A 16,125-nucleotide genomic window follows, 5' to 3' on the forward strand; every position below is an offset into this window, starting at 1 on the left:
AATCGCTTGCCAGAGTTTAGGGAGATAAAGTCTTGTGATGGAATGCATGAAAGAGGATGATTATTCCCCGTAAATCGGCCCCACCCTCGTTCTCGGACCGCAAGATGTCGCCGCTTTCCATCATCCCAGCCGATACGAAGGCCGTCGTGTTCGATGCCTATGGTACATTGTTCGATGTTCACTCGGCCGTCGCCCGCCATGCGGCGCAAGTCGGTGGGGAAGCCGTGCGCCTTTCCGAAATCTGGCGTGCCAAGCAGCTCGAATATTCCTGGGTGCTGTCTCTGGCCGAACGGTACGTGCCTTTCTGGTCCCTGACGGAACAGGCGCTCGACTACGCTTTCGCCCGCTGCCCGACCGCGGATATCTCGCTACGTCCCCTGCTGCTCGATGCCTATCGCAGCCTCGATGCCTATCCCGAAGTCAAGACGACTCTCAGTGCTCTGCGCGCGCAGGGGCTGCGCACGGGCATTCTCTCGAACGGCGACCCCATGATGCTGAGCACTGCCGTCGCTTCCGCCGGTCTCTCAGGTGAGCTCGACGCGGTTCTGTCCGTCGAAGAGGTGAAGGTCTTCAAGACGAGTCCGGACGCCTACCATGTCGCCCTCGAAGCTTTATCCCTGAATGCGGACGAAATCGTCTTCGTCTCATCCAACCGCTGGGACATCGCGGGAGCCTCCGCTTTCGGCCTCATTCCCATCTGGGTGAACCGGCTCAACTTACCGGATGAATATCCGGAATTCCCTCCCCGTGCGGTCATCGACTCCCTTGAGGGGCTATTCTCGTAATCGTCATGGCCGCACCTGTTGCGGCCATCCACGTCTTAGGAACCGCCTCGTCAAAAGACGTGGATCCCCGGAACAAGTCCGGGGATGACGCAAGCAACATGCTGATGAAGAGACTTACTTCGCGAGCGCCGCGAGGATGCGCGCCCAGGAGCGCGTACCTTTGTGGAAGCTCTTGAGATCGTACTTCTCGTTCGGCGAATGGATGCGGTCGTCGTCGAGACCGAAGCCGACGAAGAGCGTGTCAAGGCCGAGCGTGCGCTTGAAGTCGCCGCCGACCGGGATCGAGCCGCCCATGCCGATGACGATGGGCTCCTTCTTCCACTCGTCATGGAGTGCTGCCTTCGCGACGGTGAGCGCCGGGAAGTCGTGCGGCAACGCCAGAGCGCGCGAGCCCTTGTGCCTGATGAACTCCACCGAGCAGTCGGCGGGAATGCGCGCGCGCACGAAGGCCTGGAAGTTGTCCGAGATCTTTGCAGGATCCTGATCGCCGACGAGACGGAAGGAGATTTTGCAGCGGGCTTCCGCCGCAATCACGGTTTTCGTGCCCTCGCCCGTATAGCCGCCGATGATGCCGTTCACATCGCAGGTGGGACGCGACTGAATCTGCTCGATGAGCATGCGACCCTTCTCGCCCGCCGAGTGCTTCAGGCCGACCTGACCGAGGAAATCCTCCTCCGCCAGATTCAGGCCCTTCCACTGCTCCAATACCTGCGTGGGAGTCTCGGGCACGCCCTCGTAGAAATCCGGGATCGTGATGCGGCCGTTCTCGTCGTGAATGTCGGCGATGATCTTCGACAGCACATGAATCGGGTTGCGCGCGGCGCCACCGAACATGCCCGAGTGCAGGTCGCGATCCGCGCAGCGCACGATAACTTCCTCGTACACCATGCCGCGCAGCGACGAGGTGATGGCAGGCGTATTCTGGTCCCACATGCCGGTATCGCAGACGAGCGCCACATCGGCCTTCAGCTCGTCCTTGTTGGCCTCAATGAACTCGGGAAGGAACTTGGAGCCGTCCTCTTCCGCCCCCTCGATGAGGAAGGTGATGTTGATCGGAAGCGATCCGGTCACCGCCTTCCACGCGCGGCAGGCCTCGACGAAGGTCATCACTTGGCCCTTGTCATCGGAAGAACCGCGGGCGCTGATGGCCTTGCGGCCATCCGGCAGCGTAATGATGCGGGGCTCGAAGGGCGGCGTCTCCCACAGCTCCAGCGGATCGACCGGCTGAACGTCGTAGTGCCCGTAGAAGAGCACATGCGGCATCGCCTCGCCCTTGGCATGAGCGACCACGGCCGGATGCCCGCCCGTCTCGCGAAGCGAGGCCTCGATGCCGATCCCCTTCAGCTCCTCCACAAGCCATTCGCCGGCGATGCGGCAATGGTCCTTGTAGTCAGGGTCGGTCGAGATCGAAGGCACCTTCAGCCACTGGAACAAACGTTCCAGGGAGGCATCGAGATCGGCATCGATCTTGGCTAGAACTTGGTCGAGCTGGGACATAGCGGTCCTTATCAGTTGAAGAATCTGTCCGGTTGCGCGGCAAAGTGCGCCTAAGACGAGCAGGCCGCAAGGGGGGCACGGCCTTGGGTCGGCCTCCTTGGAGTGGCCCGGAGGGTTCCGATGGGTTACGGCCGTCATCAAACCGTCACGTATAATCCATATTTCCGGAAATATGGATAAGACAGATGCCATCGCAGCCCTGGCCGCGCTCGCGCAACCGACGCGCCTCGAAATTTTCCAGTTGCTGGTCGGCATGGGGCCGGAAGGCATCCCCGCCGGAGAGCTCGCCAGCCGCTTGGAGGTTCCCCAGAACACCCTGTCGGCGCATCTGTCTGTCCTGTCGCGGGCGGGCTTGGTAGCCGGAGAACGGCGCTCCCGCTTCATCATCTATCGCGCTGACATCGCACGCCTCCAGGAGATGATGTTGTTCCTGCTGAAGGATTGCTGCGGCGGCAAGGCCGATATCTGCGCTCCCCTCGTTGCCAACCTGACATCCTGCAAGAGCCCCGCGCATGACTGATCGCGTGTTCAACGTTCTCTTTCTCTGCACCGGCAACACGGCCCGTTCCATTCTTGCCGAGGGCATCCTCCGCAAGGATGGCCAAGGCCGGTTCAATGCCTTTTCCGCCGGAAGCCAACCCAAGGGCACAGTCAATCCTTTCGCCCTGAAGGCTCTCGATAGCTACAACTACCCGACGCAGGGCCTTCGCTCGAAGAGCTGGGACGAGTTCGCCGGCCCGGATGCCCCCATGATGGATTTCATCTTCACGGTCTGTGACAACGCTGCAGGCGAGGCTTGCCCGTTTTGGCCCGGACATCCCGCCTCCGCCCATTGGGGTATCGAGGATCCCGCAGCGGTCGAGGGCACCGATATCGAGAAGGAACGCGCCTTCGTGCAGGCTTTCCAGTACCTGCGCAACCGCATCTCCGTTTTCCTGTCCCTGCCTGTCGCCGAGATGGAGCGTGAGGCCCTCCTCAGTCAGCTCAAGACCATCGGCACGATGGAAGGAGCGACACGCGATCCGGGAAAGACTCATCGATGAATGAGCCGCTCTCGCGCCGCCTTCTCGCTGAAGGCTTGGGAACGGCGTTTCTTCTCGCGACCGTCGTCGGCTCCGGCATCATGGGAGCGAAGCTCGCCGGGGGCAACATCGCGCTGGCTCTGCTCGGCAATACTCTTCCGACCGGAGCGATCCTCGTCGTCCTGATCCTTATCTTCAGCCCCGTTTCAGGAGCGCATTTCAACCCGGCCGTCACCCTTGCCTTCACGCTGAAGCGCGCCCTCACGTGGCAGGAAGGAGGCCTCTACATTGCCGCGCAAGTTGTGGGCGCAGTCCTGGGCGTGTGGGCCGCTCACGGCATGTTCGAGCTGCCTGTATGGCAGCTCTCGGTGACGGTGAGAACCGGCGCGGGCCAGTGGATTGCGGAGTTCATCGCAACCTTCGGGCTTTTGCTGACGATCTTCGGCTGCATCGCCCGTGCGCCGTCGGCAATCCCCTACGCCGTCGGGCTCTACATTACGGCGGCGTACTGGTTCACCGCTTCGACGTCCTTCGCCAACCCTGCCGTGACCCTGGCCCGCGCCCTCTCCGATACATTCGCCGGCATTGCGCCTGCCAGCGTTCCGGGCTTTGTCCTCGCCCAACTCGCTGGCATGCTGATTGCCACAGCAATTCAGCCATGGCTTTGGCCGAGACGTGAAGAAGCAAGAGAGGTCTAGCGCCTCAGCAGACCGCCCAAGGTGCCCCGCACGATGGCGCGGCCGATGGAGCTGCCCTGGCGTCCTCCGATGGACTTTCCAAGCTCGGCCGCGATGTTGCCCACGGTCTGGTTGACCACGGTGCGGGTCACTTCGCGCACGACCTTCTGACCCATCGTCATCGTGCCCTTCCGCTGTGGGCCATTGGTGCCGAAGATGTTGCCCAGCATATCGAGAATGCCCCCGCCGCCCTCGGCGGCCTTGGCATCGGCAGCAGCCTGCTCGGCGCGTTTCGCCAGCATCTCGTAGGCGGATTCCGGATCGATGGGCTGATCGTATTTGCCCTTCATCGGACTCGACGCGAGAATCTGCTGGCGCTCGGATAATTCGATGGGACCGACCTGGGCCATCGGCGGCGCGATCAGCGTACGCTCCACCATGGAGGGCGCGCCCTTCCCCTCAAGCATCGAGACCAGCGCTTCGCCGACGCCGAGTTCCGTGATCGCCTTTTCGGTGTCGAAAGCCGGGTTCTGACGGAATGTTTGCGCAGCGACGCGCACGGCCTTCTGCTCGCGCGGCGTATAGGCGCGCAACGCATGCTGCACGCGGTTGCCGAGCTGCGCGAGCACCGTCTCAGGCACGTCGACCGGATTTTGCGTGATGAAATAGACGCCCACGCCCTTCGAGCGGATGAGGCGCACAACCCGTTCCACGGTTTCGACGAGCGCCTTCGGCGCATCGTTGAAGAGAAGATGCGCCTCGTCGAAGAAGAAGACGAGCTTGGGCTGATCGAGATCGCCGACTTCCGGCAGCTCCTCGAACAGCTCCGACATGAGCCACAGCAGGAACGTGGCGTAGAGGCGCGGATTGCTCATGAGCTTGTCCGCCGCCAGGATGTTGACGACGCCGCGCCCGTCGCGATCCGTGCGCATCAGATCCTTGATGTCGAGCGCCGGTTCGCCCAGGAACTCGTCACCCTGCTGGTTTTCGAGCACGAGCAACTGACGCTGGATCGTGCCGATCGTGGCTTTCGACACATTTCCGTAAGTGGTGGTGAGCTCGCCCGCATTGTCGGAGATGAGCTGCAGGAGGGCGCGCAGATCCTTCAGATCGAGCAGCAGCAATCCCTGCTCGTCCGCGATGCGGAAGGCGATGTTGAGCACGCCCTCCTGTGTCTCGTTGAGATCGAGAAGGCGCGAGAGAAGCAGCGGGCCCATCTCGGAGATCGTCGCGCGGACACGGTGTCCCTGCTCGCCGAAGATGTCCCAGAACACGACCGGGAACTGGTCCGGCTTGTATTCGATGCCGATATCCTGCGCGCGCTTGACCAAGGGCTCCTTGCCGTTGCCGGGAGCCGCCAGGCCCGAAAGATCGCCCTTGATGTCGGCGGCGAAGACCGGAACGCCCGCCTTGGAAAAACCTTCCGCCAGCACCTGCAGCGAAACTGTCTTGCCTGTGCCCGTGGCGCCCGTGACGAGGCCGTGGCGATTGGCGAGCCTCAAGTCCAGATATTCCGGCTTGGTGCTTTTGCCGATGAAGATCTTTCCGTCTTCGAGCATCGTGTCTGTCTCCAGAATCTGCAAAAGGATCTTAGAAGACCCGTTGCCAGTTTCCACTCGGGAATTTTCGATTGAGATTTCTCGACTAAATAGTTTACAGCTAAACTATCACATCAACCAAGCACCAGGAGAATCATATGGACGAGCTCATCGCCCGCGTCACGCAGAAGACCGGTCTCGATCAGGCGACCGCCCGCAAGGCCATCGGCCTGATCCTCGGCTACCTGCAGAAGGAAGGTCCGCAGAACGAGGTGAACCAGCTGATCGCCGCCCTTCCGGGCGCCCAGGACGCGATTGACGAGGGCAAGGCTGGCGGCGGTGGCGGCGGTCTCATGGGCATGGTCGGCTCCATGGGCGGCGGCGTGATGGCGCTCGGCGGCCAGCTCATGGGCATCGGCGTTTCCATGGGCCAGATGCAGCCCCTCGGCAAGGAACTCTTCGCCTATGGCCGCGAAAAGGCCGGCGAGGACACGATGGGTGCCATCATGGGCTCGATTCCCGGTCTGTCGCAGTTCGTTTAAGCCCTTTTCTTACAGCGGTCCCGGACAGCACAAGCCGAACCGGGATCGCTGTCGAGACAGAGGCGTCGATGAGCCGATCTCTCTCGATGGAGCGGAACGTCAGGCGATCACGAAATCATACCGCCCCAAACGTTCGGAACCGGCGCTCTCGATGTCGAACAGGAGCTGCGTCCTGAAGAGCCGATCCCGCTCATTTCCCGGTTCGCCGGGGAAGAAGAGCTGCGTCGTGAGGATCGAGCCACCGGAGCGCTGAACCTTGAAATGGATGTGGCGCGTACGGCCCGGGTACTGGCCAGGAACAACTGTCGTGAACGACCAGCGCCCCTGTGCATCGGTTCTCTGATAGCCGCGCAGACGATGCCCAACGTTGTCGTACTGACCGTTCCCGTCAGCCTGCCACAGCTCGACGATGGCGTTTGTGATGGGACGGCAGGACCGATCGACCACATGACCGCCGATCCTCAGGCGCATTCCACTCACCTCCCCAGCGGTCAGATCGCTGCGCAAGGGGCTCTTAGGCTTGTAGAACGGCCCTTCGGTCAGCGACGGCGTGGGTGCGTGACCGTCTTCACAGGCGGGCGTGAGAGGCAGCGGGAATGGGGCATTCTGCGCGAAGGCATGACGCCCCGAGAGAAAGGCTAGAGCAGGCGGGGCAAAAAGCCCTGAGACAAGATCACGTCGGGTAACGCTCATGTGACGCTCCTTCTGAAGATCCTCCACCTTGGCGAAGCAGGGTGTCACATCCTGCATGGATTGAAAGATGGAAGTTCTGTACCTGGACAATTCCTCGTCCTTTAAGGGCATTTCCACGCCCCCGCCGACCCGGTATCTTCCGGCGCAATTTTTAGAGCCGCTCTCCTCCAGACGAGGATACACCCATGGACGATCTCCCTCTTGCCGCCGATTTCCCTCACGCCACCCGCGAGCAATGGCTCAAGCTGGTCGAGGGGGTGTTGAAGGGAGCCGACTTCACCAGGAAGCTCGTCGGCCGCACTTACGATGGCATCGAGATTCAGCCGCTCTATCCCAAGGCGGAGGGAGCGGCCCGCATCGCACGCGAGCAGGCCGGGCGCTGGCGCGTGTCGCAGCGGATGGACCATCCCGATCCGGAAAAGGCCAATGAACTCGCCCTCGCGGACCTCGAAAGCGGTGCCGATGCACTGACCCTCGTCACCCGCAAAGCCCCCGCCGCGCGCGGCTTCGGCGTCAAGATCGAGACGATCGAGGATCTCGACAGGACGCTCTCCGGCGTGATGCTGGATCTCATCCATCTGCGCCTCGATGCCGGCGGCAAGGGCCGCGCCATGGCCGAGCTTCTCATCGCACTTGCCGAAAAGCGCGGCCATAAGCTGTCGGACCTCTCACTCGATCTCGGCATGGACCCCATCGGTAGCCTGGCTTCCATCGGCAGTCTTTCTGTCGCGTGGGACGAAGTCTCGGCCCGCATGGGCGCGATGCTGAAGAGCCTGACCGAGAAAGGCTTCAACGGCCGCGCCTTCCTGGCAGACGGACGCACCTATCACGAGGCGGGCGCGAGCGAAGCGCAGGAACTGGCCGCCGTTCTCGCCACGGGCGTCAGCTATCTGCGGGCGCTCGAGACCCAAGGCCACTCCCTCGATGCCGCCCGCAAAGCCTTGTCCTTCCTGCTGGTGGCGGATGCGGACGAGTTTCTGACCGTGGCGAAGTTCCGGGCACTGCGCCGCCTCTGGGCTAAGGTTGAGCAGGCCTGCGGCCTGGAGCCCAAGCCCATTCGCCTGCAGGCCGAAACCGCCTGGCGCATGACCACGAAGCGCGATCCGTGGGTGAACATGCTGCGGGCGACGGTCGCCACCTTCTCGGCCGGCATCGGCGGCGCGGATGCGATCACGGTCCTGCCCTTCACGGCGGCGCTCGGTCTGCCCGATGCCTTCGCTCGCCGGGTGGCGCGCAACACGCAGCTGGTGCTGCTGGAGGAGTCGAATCTCTGGCGCGTGGCCGATCCTGCGGCAGGCGCCGGCGGTTTCGAGGCGCTGACCGATGCGCTCTGCGAGAGAGCCTGGGGGCTCTTCCAGGAGATCGAGCGCGAGGGCGGCATCGTCGAGAGCCTCAAGCAGGGAGCTGTCCAGAGCCGCATCGCCACCGTTCGCGCGCAGCGGGAGAAGGCGGTCGCCACCCGCAGGGAGCCGATCACCGGCACGAGCGAATTCCCAAACATCCACGAGGCGGATGTCACAATCCTGATGCCGGCCGCTCCTGCGGCGAAGCAAGAGACTGTTCAAGCTGTCGTATCGGTCACGCCCCTGCCCTCGATCCGCTCGGCTGAAGCCTTCGAGCGGCTGCGGGATCTGTCGGATGCCTACCTTGCGAAGACGGGGGGGCGTCCGAAAGTGTTCCTGGCCAATCTCGGGCCCATCTCCGCCTTCACGGCCCGCGCGACGTTTGCCAAGAACTTCTTCGAGGCCGGCGGGATAGAGGCCGTGACGAACGATGGTTTTTCCGATACGGACAAGCTCAAGCAGGCCCTTCTTGAAAGTAAAGCAAAGCTTTCCTGCATCTGTTCGTCAGATGAAATTTACGAAAGTCATGCAATTGAGGCCGCTAAGAACTTGCGTGAGGCGGGGTTATCTACTATCTACCTGGCTGGGCGCCCGGGGGAACGCGAAGAACAGCTGACCGGCGCCGGCATCACCACTTTCATCTATGCTGGGTGCGACACCCTCAAGGTTCTGAGCGAGGCTTTGGAGAAGGCCTGCTCATAAGTCCTTGAGCTGTCCTCCCGGCCTTTTAAACCGGGAGGATCGCGGTTTGATGATTCTTGCTAAGCGAACGGCTGTGGCCCTGGGCCTCGGCTTGACGATGATCGGCGGCGCCCTTGCCGCCCCTGGCGCCAAGCATGACGGGATCTGGAGCGTTCAGTTGGCGACGGATTCCGGCACTTGCGACAGCAGCGCCAGCTATTCCATCGCCGTCGAGAACGGCAGCGTTCGGTATATCCCGAGCCCTGGATCCTCCCCGGCCACCGTGTCGGGCCGGATTGGTCCGGACGGGACGGTCGATCTCGACATCCGCCGCAGCATCGCCAAAGCCGATGCCAGCGGCCGCCTGAACGGCAAGTCGGGCTCCGGCACCTGGCAGCTTGCCATGCTTGGGTGCTCTGGCCGCTGGACGGCTCAGAAACGCCCGGCTTAAAGCCCCAGCAAGATCAAGCATTCCCAGCCGCCGCATTGTTCGATGTGGCGGCTTTTTGCTGCCCGGACCTCTTCCTCTAGGGAGGAACCCCGTTCGGGACCTCACGTTATTCCAGCCTATTCCTTGGACTTGGAGGGCATGGAGTTTTCGATGCGAATGATGTCCTGGCTCGGCGCAGCGGTTCTGGCAGCCACCCTCGTTGCGCCCGCAGCCCAAGCACAAACCCATAAGTTCGACGGCACCTGGAGCGTCGAGGTCGTCACCGAGCAGGGCGGCTGCGACCGAGCCTATCGCTATTCGGTGATCGTTCAGAACGGGCGCGCCCGCTACGGTGGCCCGGAGCAGTTCGATGTGAATGGCCAAGTCCGCTCCAACGGTTCCGTCTCCGCCAGCATCTCGCGGGGGCAGGACAGAGCCAACGTTTCCGGCAGGCTTGTGGGCAAAACCGGCCGCGGCACCTGGACCACATCCGGGGGGCGCTCCTGCTCAGGCTACTGGAACGCCGAGAAGCGGAGCTGAGCCTAGACGATGCTCCGATAGCCTCATGATTTCGGATGCCCTAGAATGGGTGAAACTCAACACCTCTCCCATTCGATGAGGCATCCGTTTCAAGGTCATGACACGCATCCCGGATTTCTCGAGCCTTGGTTGGGCCGGCGCTTCCCAAGCCTCGCCCGCAGTGCAGCTTCAAGCAGAGCCCTGGCTCACGCCGGAAGGCATTGCCGTTAAGGCCGCTTATGGCCCCGAGGATCGAGCTGGGATTGACTTCCTCGACACGTTCCCGGGCGTCCCGCCATACCTACGCGGCCCCTACCCCACCATGTATGTGAACCAGCCCTGGACCGTGCGCCAATACGCAGGCTTCTCCACGGCTGAAGATTCCAACGCCTTCTATCGGCGCAACCTCGCCGCCGGTCAGAAAGGCCTATCCGTCGCGTTCGATCTCGCGACCCATCGCGGCTACGATTCCGATCATCCGCGCGTCGCGGGCGACGTCGGCATGGCGGGTGTCGCCATCGATTCCATCTACGACATGCGCACGCTGTTCGCCGGCATCCCGCTCGATCAGATGAGCGTGTCGATGACCATGAACGGCGCGGTGCTGCCCGTGCTCGCGCTCTACATCGTGGCCGCCGAGGAACAGGGCGTTCCGGCCGCGAAGCTTTCGGGCACGATCCAGAACGACATTCTCAAAGAGTTCATGGTGCGCAACACCTATATCTACCCGCCCAAGGGGTCGATGCGCATCATCTCGGACATCTTCGCCTACACCTCGGCGAACATGCCGAAGTTCAACTCCATCTCGATCTCCGGCTACCACATGCAGGAAGCCGGTGCGACGCAGGATCTGGAGCTCGCCTATACACTGGCTGACGGCGTGGAATATATCCGCGCAGGTCTCCAGGCGGGCCTCACCATCGATCAGTTCGCGCCGCGTCTCTCCTTCTTCTGGGCGATCGGCATGAACTTCTTCATGGAAGTCGCCAAGATGCGCGCAGCGCGCCTGCTCTGGGCCAAGCTCGTCAAGGGCTTCAACCCGCAGAGCGAAAAGTCGCTGCCCTTGCGCACGCATTCGCAGACCTCCGGCTGGTCGCTCACCGCGCAGGATGTGTTCAACAACGTGGTGCGCACCTGTGTCGAGGCCATGGCGGCCACACAGGGCCACACGCAATCGCTGCACACCAACGCCCTCGACGAGGCGCTGGCGCTGCCCACCGACTTCTCGGCCCGCATCGCCCGCAACACGCAGCTCTTCCTCGAACAGGAAAGCGGCACCACGCGCATCATCGATCCATGGGGCGGCTCCTATTACGTCGAGCGTCTGACGAAGGAACTCGCGGAGAAAGCCTGGAGCCACATTCAGGAAGTGGAAGCCCTCGGCGGCATGGCGAAGGCCATCGAGGCGGGCATTCCGAAACTGAAGATCGAGGAGGCCGCTGCCCGTACGCAGGCACGCATCGATTCAGGCCATCAGAAGATCATCGGCGTGAACGCCTTCAAGCCCACGGACGAAGCTTCCATCGACATTCTGAAGGTCGACAACGCGGCCGTGCGCGCCCAGCAGATCGAGAAGCTCAAAAAGCTGCGCGCCGAGCGCAACCAGGCGGATGTGGATGCAGCCCTCGACGCGCTCTCGAAGGGCGCTTCGACAGGCCAGGGCAACCTGCTCGATCTTGCGGTCAAAGCCGCGCGCGTGAAGGCGACAGTGGGCGAGATTTCCGACGCGCTCGAAAAGGTCTGGGGCCGTCACCGCGCCGAGATCAAGGCCATCTCGGGTGTCTATAAACGGGAGGTCGGCATGGCTTCACCTGCCGTTGAGAAGGTCCGCCAGCTCGTCGAACAGTTCGAGCACGACGACGGCCGCCACCCGCGCATCCTCGTCGCCAAGATGGGCCAGGACGGTCACGACCGCGGCCAGAAGGTGATCGCCTCGGCCTTCGCCGATCTCGGTTTCGACGTGGATATCGGCCCCCTCTTCGCGACGCCCGCGGAAGCCGCGCGTCAGGCTATCGAGAACGACGTGCACATCATCGGCGTGTCGTCGCTCGCAGCAGGCCACCTGACGCTCGTACCGGAGCTTAAAGGCGAACTCGCCAAGTTCGGCCGCGAGGACATCATGATCGTCGTCGGCGGCGTGATCCCGCCGCAGGATTTCGACGCGCTCTATCAGGCCGGCGCCTCAGCGATCTTCCCACCCGGTACCGTCATCGCCGATGCGGCCGTCAACCTCGTCGAGGAACTGAACCGCAGACTGGGCTATGGACCCAAACAGGCGGCGGAATGATCAAGTCGTTCATGGCGGCACCACGGGTGCCGTCTATTCAAGCTTGATGTTGGCCGTCCTGATCACCTTTTCCCACTTGTCGCCTTCGGCTCGCATATAGGCTGACATCTCTTCGGGCGTGCTTTGAAGCACCTCGATGCCAGCACCTGTGAGCTTGTCGCGGATCTCCGGCTGACTCACGGCACGGCGGTAGGCCTCGTTGAGCTTTGCGATGATCCCGGGCGGCGTACCGGCGGGCGCTACGATTCCCTGCCAAGCCCATGCCTCGAAGCTGGGGAAATCCGCAGCGACAGGCGGCACGCCAGGAAGTCCTGCGAACGGACCGGGCGACGCGACCGCGATGGCATTGATTGGACCCGACAATTGCGAGCGGGCCGTCGCAAAATCGATGAACATCATGCCGATATTGCCCGCCACCAGATCCTGCACGGCCGGAGCCGCTCCTCGATAAGGCACATGGGTCAGCTTGATCCCGGCCTCTTGCGCAAGGAGTTCTGTCGCGAGATGGAACGGGCTCCCCAAACCGGGAGTGCCATAAGAGATGCCGCCGGGATTCTGCTTGGCGGCGGCGACAAGCTCCTGAACCGATCTGACATTGAGCTTGTTCGTGTTGACCAGCAGCACGAGGGCGAAACGGCCGCTCAAGGAGATCGGGCTGAAATCCTTGTAAGGATCGAATGAGAGCTTACTGTAGAGCGTGCGATTGGTGGCGTAGGTCGCCGTGTCGCCGAGGAGGAGCGTGTAGCCATCGGGCTCGGCCTTGGCGACAGCCTCTGCGCCGAGATTGGTGCCGGCACCGGCCTTGTTCTCAATGACGAATTGCTGACCCAGCTGCTTACCGATTTCGGCAAAGACCAAGCGTGCGAAAAAGTCCGTTCCGCCACCCGCCGCATAAGGCACGACGACTCGGACGGGTCTTGCAGGATAATCGGTCTGCGCGAAGGTGCCCCTTGAAAAGGTCGAGGCTGCGGATGCAGCCACCATGCCGGCAAGGACTTTGCGGCGGGTCCAGGTCATCGTTTCCTCCAAAGTGATCATCTTTGAAGGAAGAACTAATCCTGGACCTCTTGCGGACAAGCTGAGCGTCCAGGAACCGCGCGAGCTGCACGGATGGGCGGGATTATTTCTCCCGCTCGATGGCGCGCTTCACCACCTGCTGCACTTCCGGGTTCGAGAGGAAGAGATCGTGGTTGATGATGCCGCCGCCGAACTCGGAAGCGTCGGCCACGCGAACACCCAGAGCTTCCAGCCGTTCGCGGTCCGCCGCACCTGCACGGATGATACCGCCCGCAAGACGGCTCGACATGGCAAGCGCGCGGTCGTTCGTGGAGCTGATCACGGTGATCTTCTTCGCATCCGGTCCCAGTCGCTCCAAGCCTCGTGCGAACAGATCGATGTCGATATCGGGCGCCGCCAGCACCACCGCGCCGATACGCTCCATGGCGCTCTCGCCGGCGGAAGCGCGCAGCATGCGCAGGGTCTCGAGCGTCAACAGCGTGCCCATGCTGTGCGCCACGATATGAATGCGCCCGCCACTCGGCGTCTTGGCGATGGCGGTGAGCAGATCCTCCAGGGCATCGCGCGACCACATGGCGGCCTCGCGATCGGCCACGTAGCTCAAGGTGGAGGCGGCGGAAGGCCAGGTAAAGAGGCCTGTGGCGCCTGGGAACTTGATGCCCTCCGACAGATCGACGGTGGAAGCGGCGGCCGTCTCGAAGCTCTCGCGATAGCCGTGGATGTAGAGCAGCAGGTCGCGTCCGAATGCCGCCTGCGCAAAGGCCTGGGCCGCATTGGTGCGATTCAGGGAATCAACCTTCGAGATCGTCCATTCCGAACTGCCGATGAGAGAGCCGGAAGGCGGCGTCAGGCGTGCTTCCGCATAAACGAGATCCGGCGAGCGCTCGCTGCTGAACCAGGGCTTCTTCGGCGGATCGCCGACCGGCAGACGTGTGGTGGCGATCAGCAGCTTCGGGTCCTTCTCCAGCCCCGGAAGCGGCGAGGAGAGCGGGCTCATAAGGGCATTGTCATCTCCCCCGATGCACCCGGAGAGGGTGATGGCGGTCAGACAGACGACGGCAAGGCGGGAGATGGACAGCAACATGAGGCCGGAGGATCAAGAGGTAAGGAGGGTCGGTGTTGTGTTGCCCCCGATCATGGCATGCGCAAGGCAAAGCCGGGGAATGCCCCCATTCCTTGCGCCTCAAGGTAAAGCATTGGTGAACGACAGGAGGCCGGCCTGCGCCTTGATGGCCGGCGAGGCTCCCCATACCATCCGCCTGATGATCGTCCTCTCGCGCATACTTCTCGTCATCATCGGCCTCTTCATTCTGCCTTTGAGCACCCACGCCCTTTGGTGGACCCTGCGCGAGGATGTCGCGCCCAATTGGCGCGCTGCGGATTGGTCGAGTGCGAAACTGCTCCCGCCAGCCTCGCAAACTCCGCAGGCCATCGTCGCGGTCTATGCGGCACGGGTGGGCCGCTGGCGCGGCATCTTCGCCCACCACACCTGGATCGTGGTGAAGGAGGCCGGTGCCGGCCAATACACCCGCTACGACAAGGTCGGCTGGGGCAGCCCCGTGCGGACCAACGGATGGGCGCCGGACGGGCGCTGGTTCGGCAATGCGCCCCATCCTGTGACCTTGATCGAGGGAGAGGATGCGCAACGGCTGATTCCCCAGATCCGCAAGGCGGTCTCGACCTATCCTTACGCTGCTTACGGCTCCTACAACGCCTGGCCGGGCCCTAACTCAAATACCTTCGTGGCCCATGTCCTGCGCTCGGTGCCGGAGCTGAATGCCGCCCTGCCGCCAACCGCCCTGGGCAAGGACTGGCGACCCTTGCAGGATCTCGTCGGGCTCACCCCAAGCCGCACCGGTATCCAGATCTCGCTCGCCGGTTACGCGGGCCTGGCATTCGGCTGGGTCGAGGGCATCGAGCTTGATTTCATGGGACTGGTCGCCGGGTTCGACATCCGCCGCCCTGCGCTCAAGATTCCAGCCTGGGGGCGGATCGGAATGGACCCGATCACTTGGTGAAAGTCGTAGTCGAATCCGGTAAGGCTATTCCCATGGCCGGGGGTTCAATGAAGAAAACGGATGTGACGGCAGAGGCCGTGGCGCGAGGCGACCGCGCGGCGCTCGCGCGTGCCATCACGCTCATGGAATCCCGTCGGCCCGATCACCGGGAGGCCGCACGCGCCCTCCTCCAGGAGCTGATGCCCCGCACGGGCAAGGCCGTGCGCATCGGAATCACCGGCGTGCCGGGAGTGGGCAAGTCGACCACCATCGATTCGCTCGGCACCATGCTGACCGAGAAGGGCCACAAGGTCGCCGTGCTCGCAGTGGATCCCAGCTCCACCCGCACGGGCGGCGCGATCCTCGGTGACAAGACGCGTATGGCGCGGCTCTCTGCCGACCCGAACGCCTTCATCCGCCCCTCCCCCTCTTCGGGGACGCTCGGCGGCGTTGCCGCCAAGACCCGAGAGACGATGCTGCTCTGCGAGGCCGCAGGCTTCGACGTGATCCTGGTGGAGACCGTCGGCGTCGGACAGTCGGAAACGGCGGTCGCCGATCTCACGGACTTTTTCCTCGTGCTCATGCTCCCCGGCGCAGGCGATGAGCTGCAGGGCATCAAGAAGGGCATTCTGGAGCTTGCCGACCTGATTGCCGTCAACAAGGCGGACGATGCGGGCGCGAAGGCGAAGGCGGCTGCCGCCGAATACAAGGCTGCCCTCCACATCCTCGCCCGAGCCTCCCCGACCTGGACACCGCCCGTGCTGACGATCTCAGGACTCACCGGAGAGGGCCTCGACGAGCTGTGGAGGAAGGTGCTGGATCACCGCAAACGCCTTGAAGCGACCGGTGAACTCGCCGCCAAACGGCGGGCTCAGGACACGAAATGGATGTGGGCTCTGGTCGAAGAGCGCATGCATGAGCGGCTTAGGCAGGACCCCGCTTTGAAAAAACGCGTACCGGAGATCGAGAAAGCCATTGCCGAGGGCAGCCTCTCCCCCAATGCCGGTGCAAGCGAGATCGTGACGCTGCTCGGTCTTTAGCCCGTCACATCATCTCCTCTTCGTCATCCCCGGGCTTGTCCCGGGGATCTACGCCTT

At 63.0% G+C, this 16,125-nt stretch carries 16 protein-coding genes; 11 read left to right on the plus strand and 5 right to left on the minus strand.

Translation table 11 applies throughout. The features are described from left to right. Window positions 1–104 precede the first annotated feature (104 nt). Window positions 105–785 (plus strand): haloacid dehalogenase type II, encoded by a 681-nt coding sequence (locus ACUXUR_RS08290; protein WP_445501871.1) that lies wholly within the window; start codon window positions 105–107, stop codon window positions 783–785. A gap of 114 nt (window positions 786–899) precedes the next feature. Here ACUXUR_RS08290 and ACUXUR_RS08295 read toward each other — a convergent pair whose 3' ends face one another. After that, window positions 900–2,282 carry a dipeptidase gene (locus ACUXUR_RS08295; RefSeq protein ID WP_445501872.1) on the minus strand — a complete coding sequence of 461 codons (1,383 nt, stop codon included), beginning with the start codon at window positions 2,280–2,282 and terminating at the stop codon, window positions 900–902. Window positions 2,283–2,454: 172 nt separating this feature from the next. Between ACUXUR_RS08295 and ACUXUR_RS08300 the strand changes: the two genes are divergently transcribed. The 3 genes from ACUXUR_RS08300 to ACUXUR_RS08310 are packed head-to-tail and all read left to right on the plus strand — an operon-like array spanning window position 2,455 to window position 4,002. After that, window positions 2,455–2,802 (plus strand): ArsR/SmtB family transcription factor, encoded by a 348-nt coding sequence (locus tag ACUXUR_RS08300; protein WP_445501873.1) that lies wholly within the window; start codon window positions 2,455–2,457, stop codon window positions 2,800–2,802. Further along, entirely contained in the window at window positions 2,795–3,325 is a 531-nt protein-coding gene (locus ACUXUR_RS08305; RefSeq protein ID WP_445501874.1) for an arsenate reductase ArsC, read from the plus strand. Before ACUXUR_RS08300 ends, ACUXUR_RS08305 begins: the two co-directional genes overlap by 8 nt. Continuing rightward, window positions 3,322–4,002, plus strand: coding sequence for an aquaporin (locus ACUXUR_RS08310; RefSeq protein WP_445501875.1), 681 nt, complete (start codon window positions 3,322–3,324; stop codon window positions 4,000–4,002). Before ACUXUR_RS08305 ends, ACUXUR_RS08310 begins: the two co-directional genes overlap by 4 nt. On the opposite strand, the gene ACUXUR_RS08315 is transcribed toward ACUXUR_RS08310, so the two are convergent. Beyond that, window positions 3,999–5,540, minus strand: a complete 1,542-nt coding sequence (locus ACUXUR_RS08315; RefSeq protein ID WP_445501876.1) for a helicase HerA-like domain-containing protein — start codon at window positions 5,538–5,540, stop codon at window positions 3,999–4,001. The two genes, ACUXUR_RS08310 and ACUXUR_RS08315, sit on opposite strands and share 4 nt — an antisense overlap. Before the next feature lie 137 nt (window positions 5,541–5,677). Between ACUXUR_RS08315 and ACUXUR_RS08320 the strand changes: the two genes are divergently transcribed. Beyond that, window positions 5,678–6,061 carry a DUF2267 domain-containing protein gene (locus tag ACUXUR_RS08320; RefSeq protein WP_445501877.1) on the plus strand — a complete coding sequence of 128 codons (384 nt, stop codon included), beginning with the start codon at window positions 5,678–5,680 and terminating at the stop codon, window positions 6,059–6,061. A 99-nt stretch (window positions 6,062–6,160) separates the two neighbouring features. On the opposite strand, the gene ACUXUR_RS08325 is transcribed toward ACUXUR_RS08320, so the two are convergent. Beyond that, window positions 6,161–6,754, minus strand: a complete 594-nt coding sequence (locus ACUXUR_RS08325) for a dioxygenase family protein (RefSeq protein WP_445501878.1) — start codon at window positions 6,752–6,754, stop codon at window positions 6,161–6,163. Window positions 6,755–6,939: 185 nt separating this feature from the next. Between ACUXUR_RS08325 and ACUXUR_RS08330 the strand changes: the two genes are divergently transcribed. The 4 genes from ACUXUR_RS08330 (at window position 6,940) to scpA (ending at window position 12,014) form a co-directional block, all read left to right on the plus strand. Continuing rightward, entirely contained in the window at window positions 6,940–8,799 is a 1,860-nt protein-coding gene (locus ACUXUR_RS08330) for a methylmalonyl-CoA mutase family protein (RefSeq protein ID WP_445501879.1), read from the plus strand. A gap of 49 nt (window positions 8,800–8,848) precedes the next feature. Further along, complete coding sequence (locus ACUXUR_RS08335; RefSeq protein ID WP_445501880.1) at window positions 8,849–9,229, plus strand: hypothetical protein; 381 nt, start codon at window positions 8,849–8,851, stop codon at window positions 9,227–9,229. Between the two features lie 150 nt (window positions 9,230–9,379). After that, entirely contained in the window at window positions 9,380–9,748 is a 369-nt protein-coding gene (locus ACUXUR_RS08340; RefSeq protein ID WP_445501881.1) for a hypothetical protein, read from the plus strand. A gap of 97 nt (window positions 9,749–9,845) precedes the next feature. Then, window positions 9,846–12,014: a methylmalonyl-CoA mutase gene (gene scpA / locus ACUXUR_RS08345; protein ID WP_445501882.1), complete on the plus strand. Its 2,169-nt coding sequence runs from the start codon at window positions 9,846–9,848 to the stop codon at window positions 12,012–12,014. 33 nt (window positions 12,015–12,047) lie between these two features. On the opposite strand, the gene ACUXUR_RS08350 is transcribed toward scpA, so the two are convergent. Continuing rightward, on the minus strand, window positions 12,048–13,031 hold the full coding sequence (locus tag ACUXUR_RS08350; RefSeq protein WP_445501883.1) for a Bug family tripartite tricarboxylate transporter substrate binding protein: 984 nt from the start codon (window positions 13,029–13,031) through the stop codon (window positions 12,048–12,050). A gap of 103 nt (window positions 13,032–13,134) precedes the next feature. Continuing rightward, entirely contained in the window at window positions 13,135–14,115 is a 981-nt protein-coding gene (locus ACUXUR_RS08355; protein WP_445501884.1) for an alpha/beta hydrolase, read from the minus strand. A 178-nt stretch (window positions 14,116–14,293) separates the two neighbouring features. On the opposite strand from ACUXUR_RS08355, the gene ACUXUR_RS08360 reads away from it, so the two are divergent. Then, the gene (locus ACUXUR_RS08360; RefSeq protein ID WP_445501931.1) at window positions 14,294–15,049 is read left to right on the plus strand and encodes a DUF3750 domain-containing protein; all 756 of its coding nucleotides are present in this window, start codon (window positions 14,294–14,296) and stop codon (window positions 15,047–15,049) included. 47 nt (window positions 15,050–15,096) lie between these two features. Continuing rightward, complete coding sequence (meaB, locus tag ACUXUR_RS08365; RefSeq protein ID WP_445501885.1) at window positions 15,097–16,068, plus strand: methylmalonyl Co-A mutase-associated GTPase MeaB; 972 nt, start codon at window positions 15,097–15,099, stop codon at window positions 16,066–16,068. Window positions 16,069–16,125 lie beyond the last annotated feature (57 nt).

The sequence above is a fragment of the Microvirga medicaginis genome (genome assembly GCF_052658925.1).

Excerpts from the sequence above, each read along its gene's own strand:
- ACUXUR_RS08290 (WP_445501871.1), top strand. The coding sequence starts at position 105 with ATGTCGCCGCTTTCCATCATCCCAGCCGATACGAAGGCCGTCGTGTTC.
- ACUXUR_RS08295 (WP_445501872.1), bottom strand. The coding sequence starts at position 2,282 with ATGTCCCAGCTCGACCAAGTTCTAGCCAAGATCGATGCCGATCTCGAT.
- ACUXUR_RS08300 (WP_445501873.1), top strand. The coding sequence starts at position 2,455 with ATGGATAAGACAGATGCCATCGCAGCCCTGGCCGCGCTCGCGCAACCG.
- ACUXUR_RS08305 (WP_445501874.1), top strand. The coding sequence starts at position 2,795 with ATGACTGATCGCGTGTTCAACGTTCTCTTTCTCTGCACCGGCAACACG.
- ACUXUR_RS08310 (WP_445501875.1), top strand. The coding sequence starts at position 3,322 with ATGAATGAGCCGCTCTCGCGCCGCCTTCTCGCTGAAGGCTTGGGAACG.
- ACUXUR_RS08315 (WP_445501876.1), bottom strand. The coding sequence starts at position 5,540 with ATGCTCGAAGACGGAAAGATCTTCATCGGCAAAAGCACCAAGCCGGAA.
- ACUXUR_RS08320 (WP_445501877.1), top strand. The coding sequence starts at position 5,678 with ATGGACGAGCTCATCGCCCGCGTCACGCAGAAGACCGGTCTCGATCAG.
- ACUXUR_RS08325 (WP_445501878.1), bottom strand. The coding sequence starts at position 6,754 with ATGAGCGTTACCCGACGTGATCTTGTCTCAGGGCTTTTTGCCCCGCCT.
- ACUXUR_RS08330 (WP_445501879.1), top strand. The coding sequence starts at position 6,940 with ATGGACGATCTCCCTCTTGCCGCCGATTTCCCTCACGCCACCCGCGAG.
- ACUXUR_RS08335 (WP_445501880.1), top strand. The coding sequence starts at position 8,849 with ATGATTCTTGCTAAGCGAACGGCTGTGGCCCTGGGCCTCGGCTTGACG.
- ACUXUR_RS08340 (WP_445501881.1), top strand. The coding sequence starts at position 9,380 with ATGCGAATGATGTCCTGGCTCGGCGCAGCGGTTCTGGCAGCCACCCTC.
- scpA (WP_445501882.1), top strand. The coding sequence starts at position 9,846 with ATGACACGCATCCCGGATTTCTCGAGCCTTGGTTGGGCCGGCGCTTCC.
- ACUXUR_RS08350 (WP_445501883.1), bottom strand. The coding sequence starts at position 13,031 with ATGACCTGGACCCGCCGCAAAGTCCTTGCCGGCATGGTGGCTGCATCC.
- ACUXUR_RS08355 (WP_445501884.1), bottom strand. The coding sequence starts at position 14,115 with ATGTTGCTGTCCATCTCCCGCCTTGCCGTCGTCTGTCTGACCGCCATC.
- ACUXUR_RS08360 (WP_445501931.1), top strand. The coding sequence starts at position 14,294 with ATGATCGTCCTCTCGCGCATACTTCTCGTCATCATCGGCCTCTTCATT.
- meaB (WP_445501885.1), top strand. The coding sequence starts at position 15,097 with ATGAAGAAAACGGATGTGACGGCAGAGGCCGTGGCGCGAGGCGACCGC.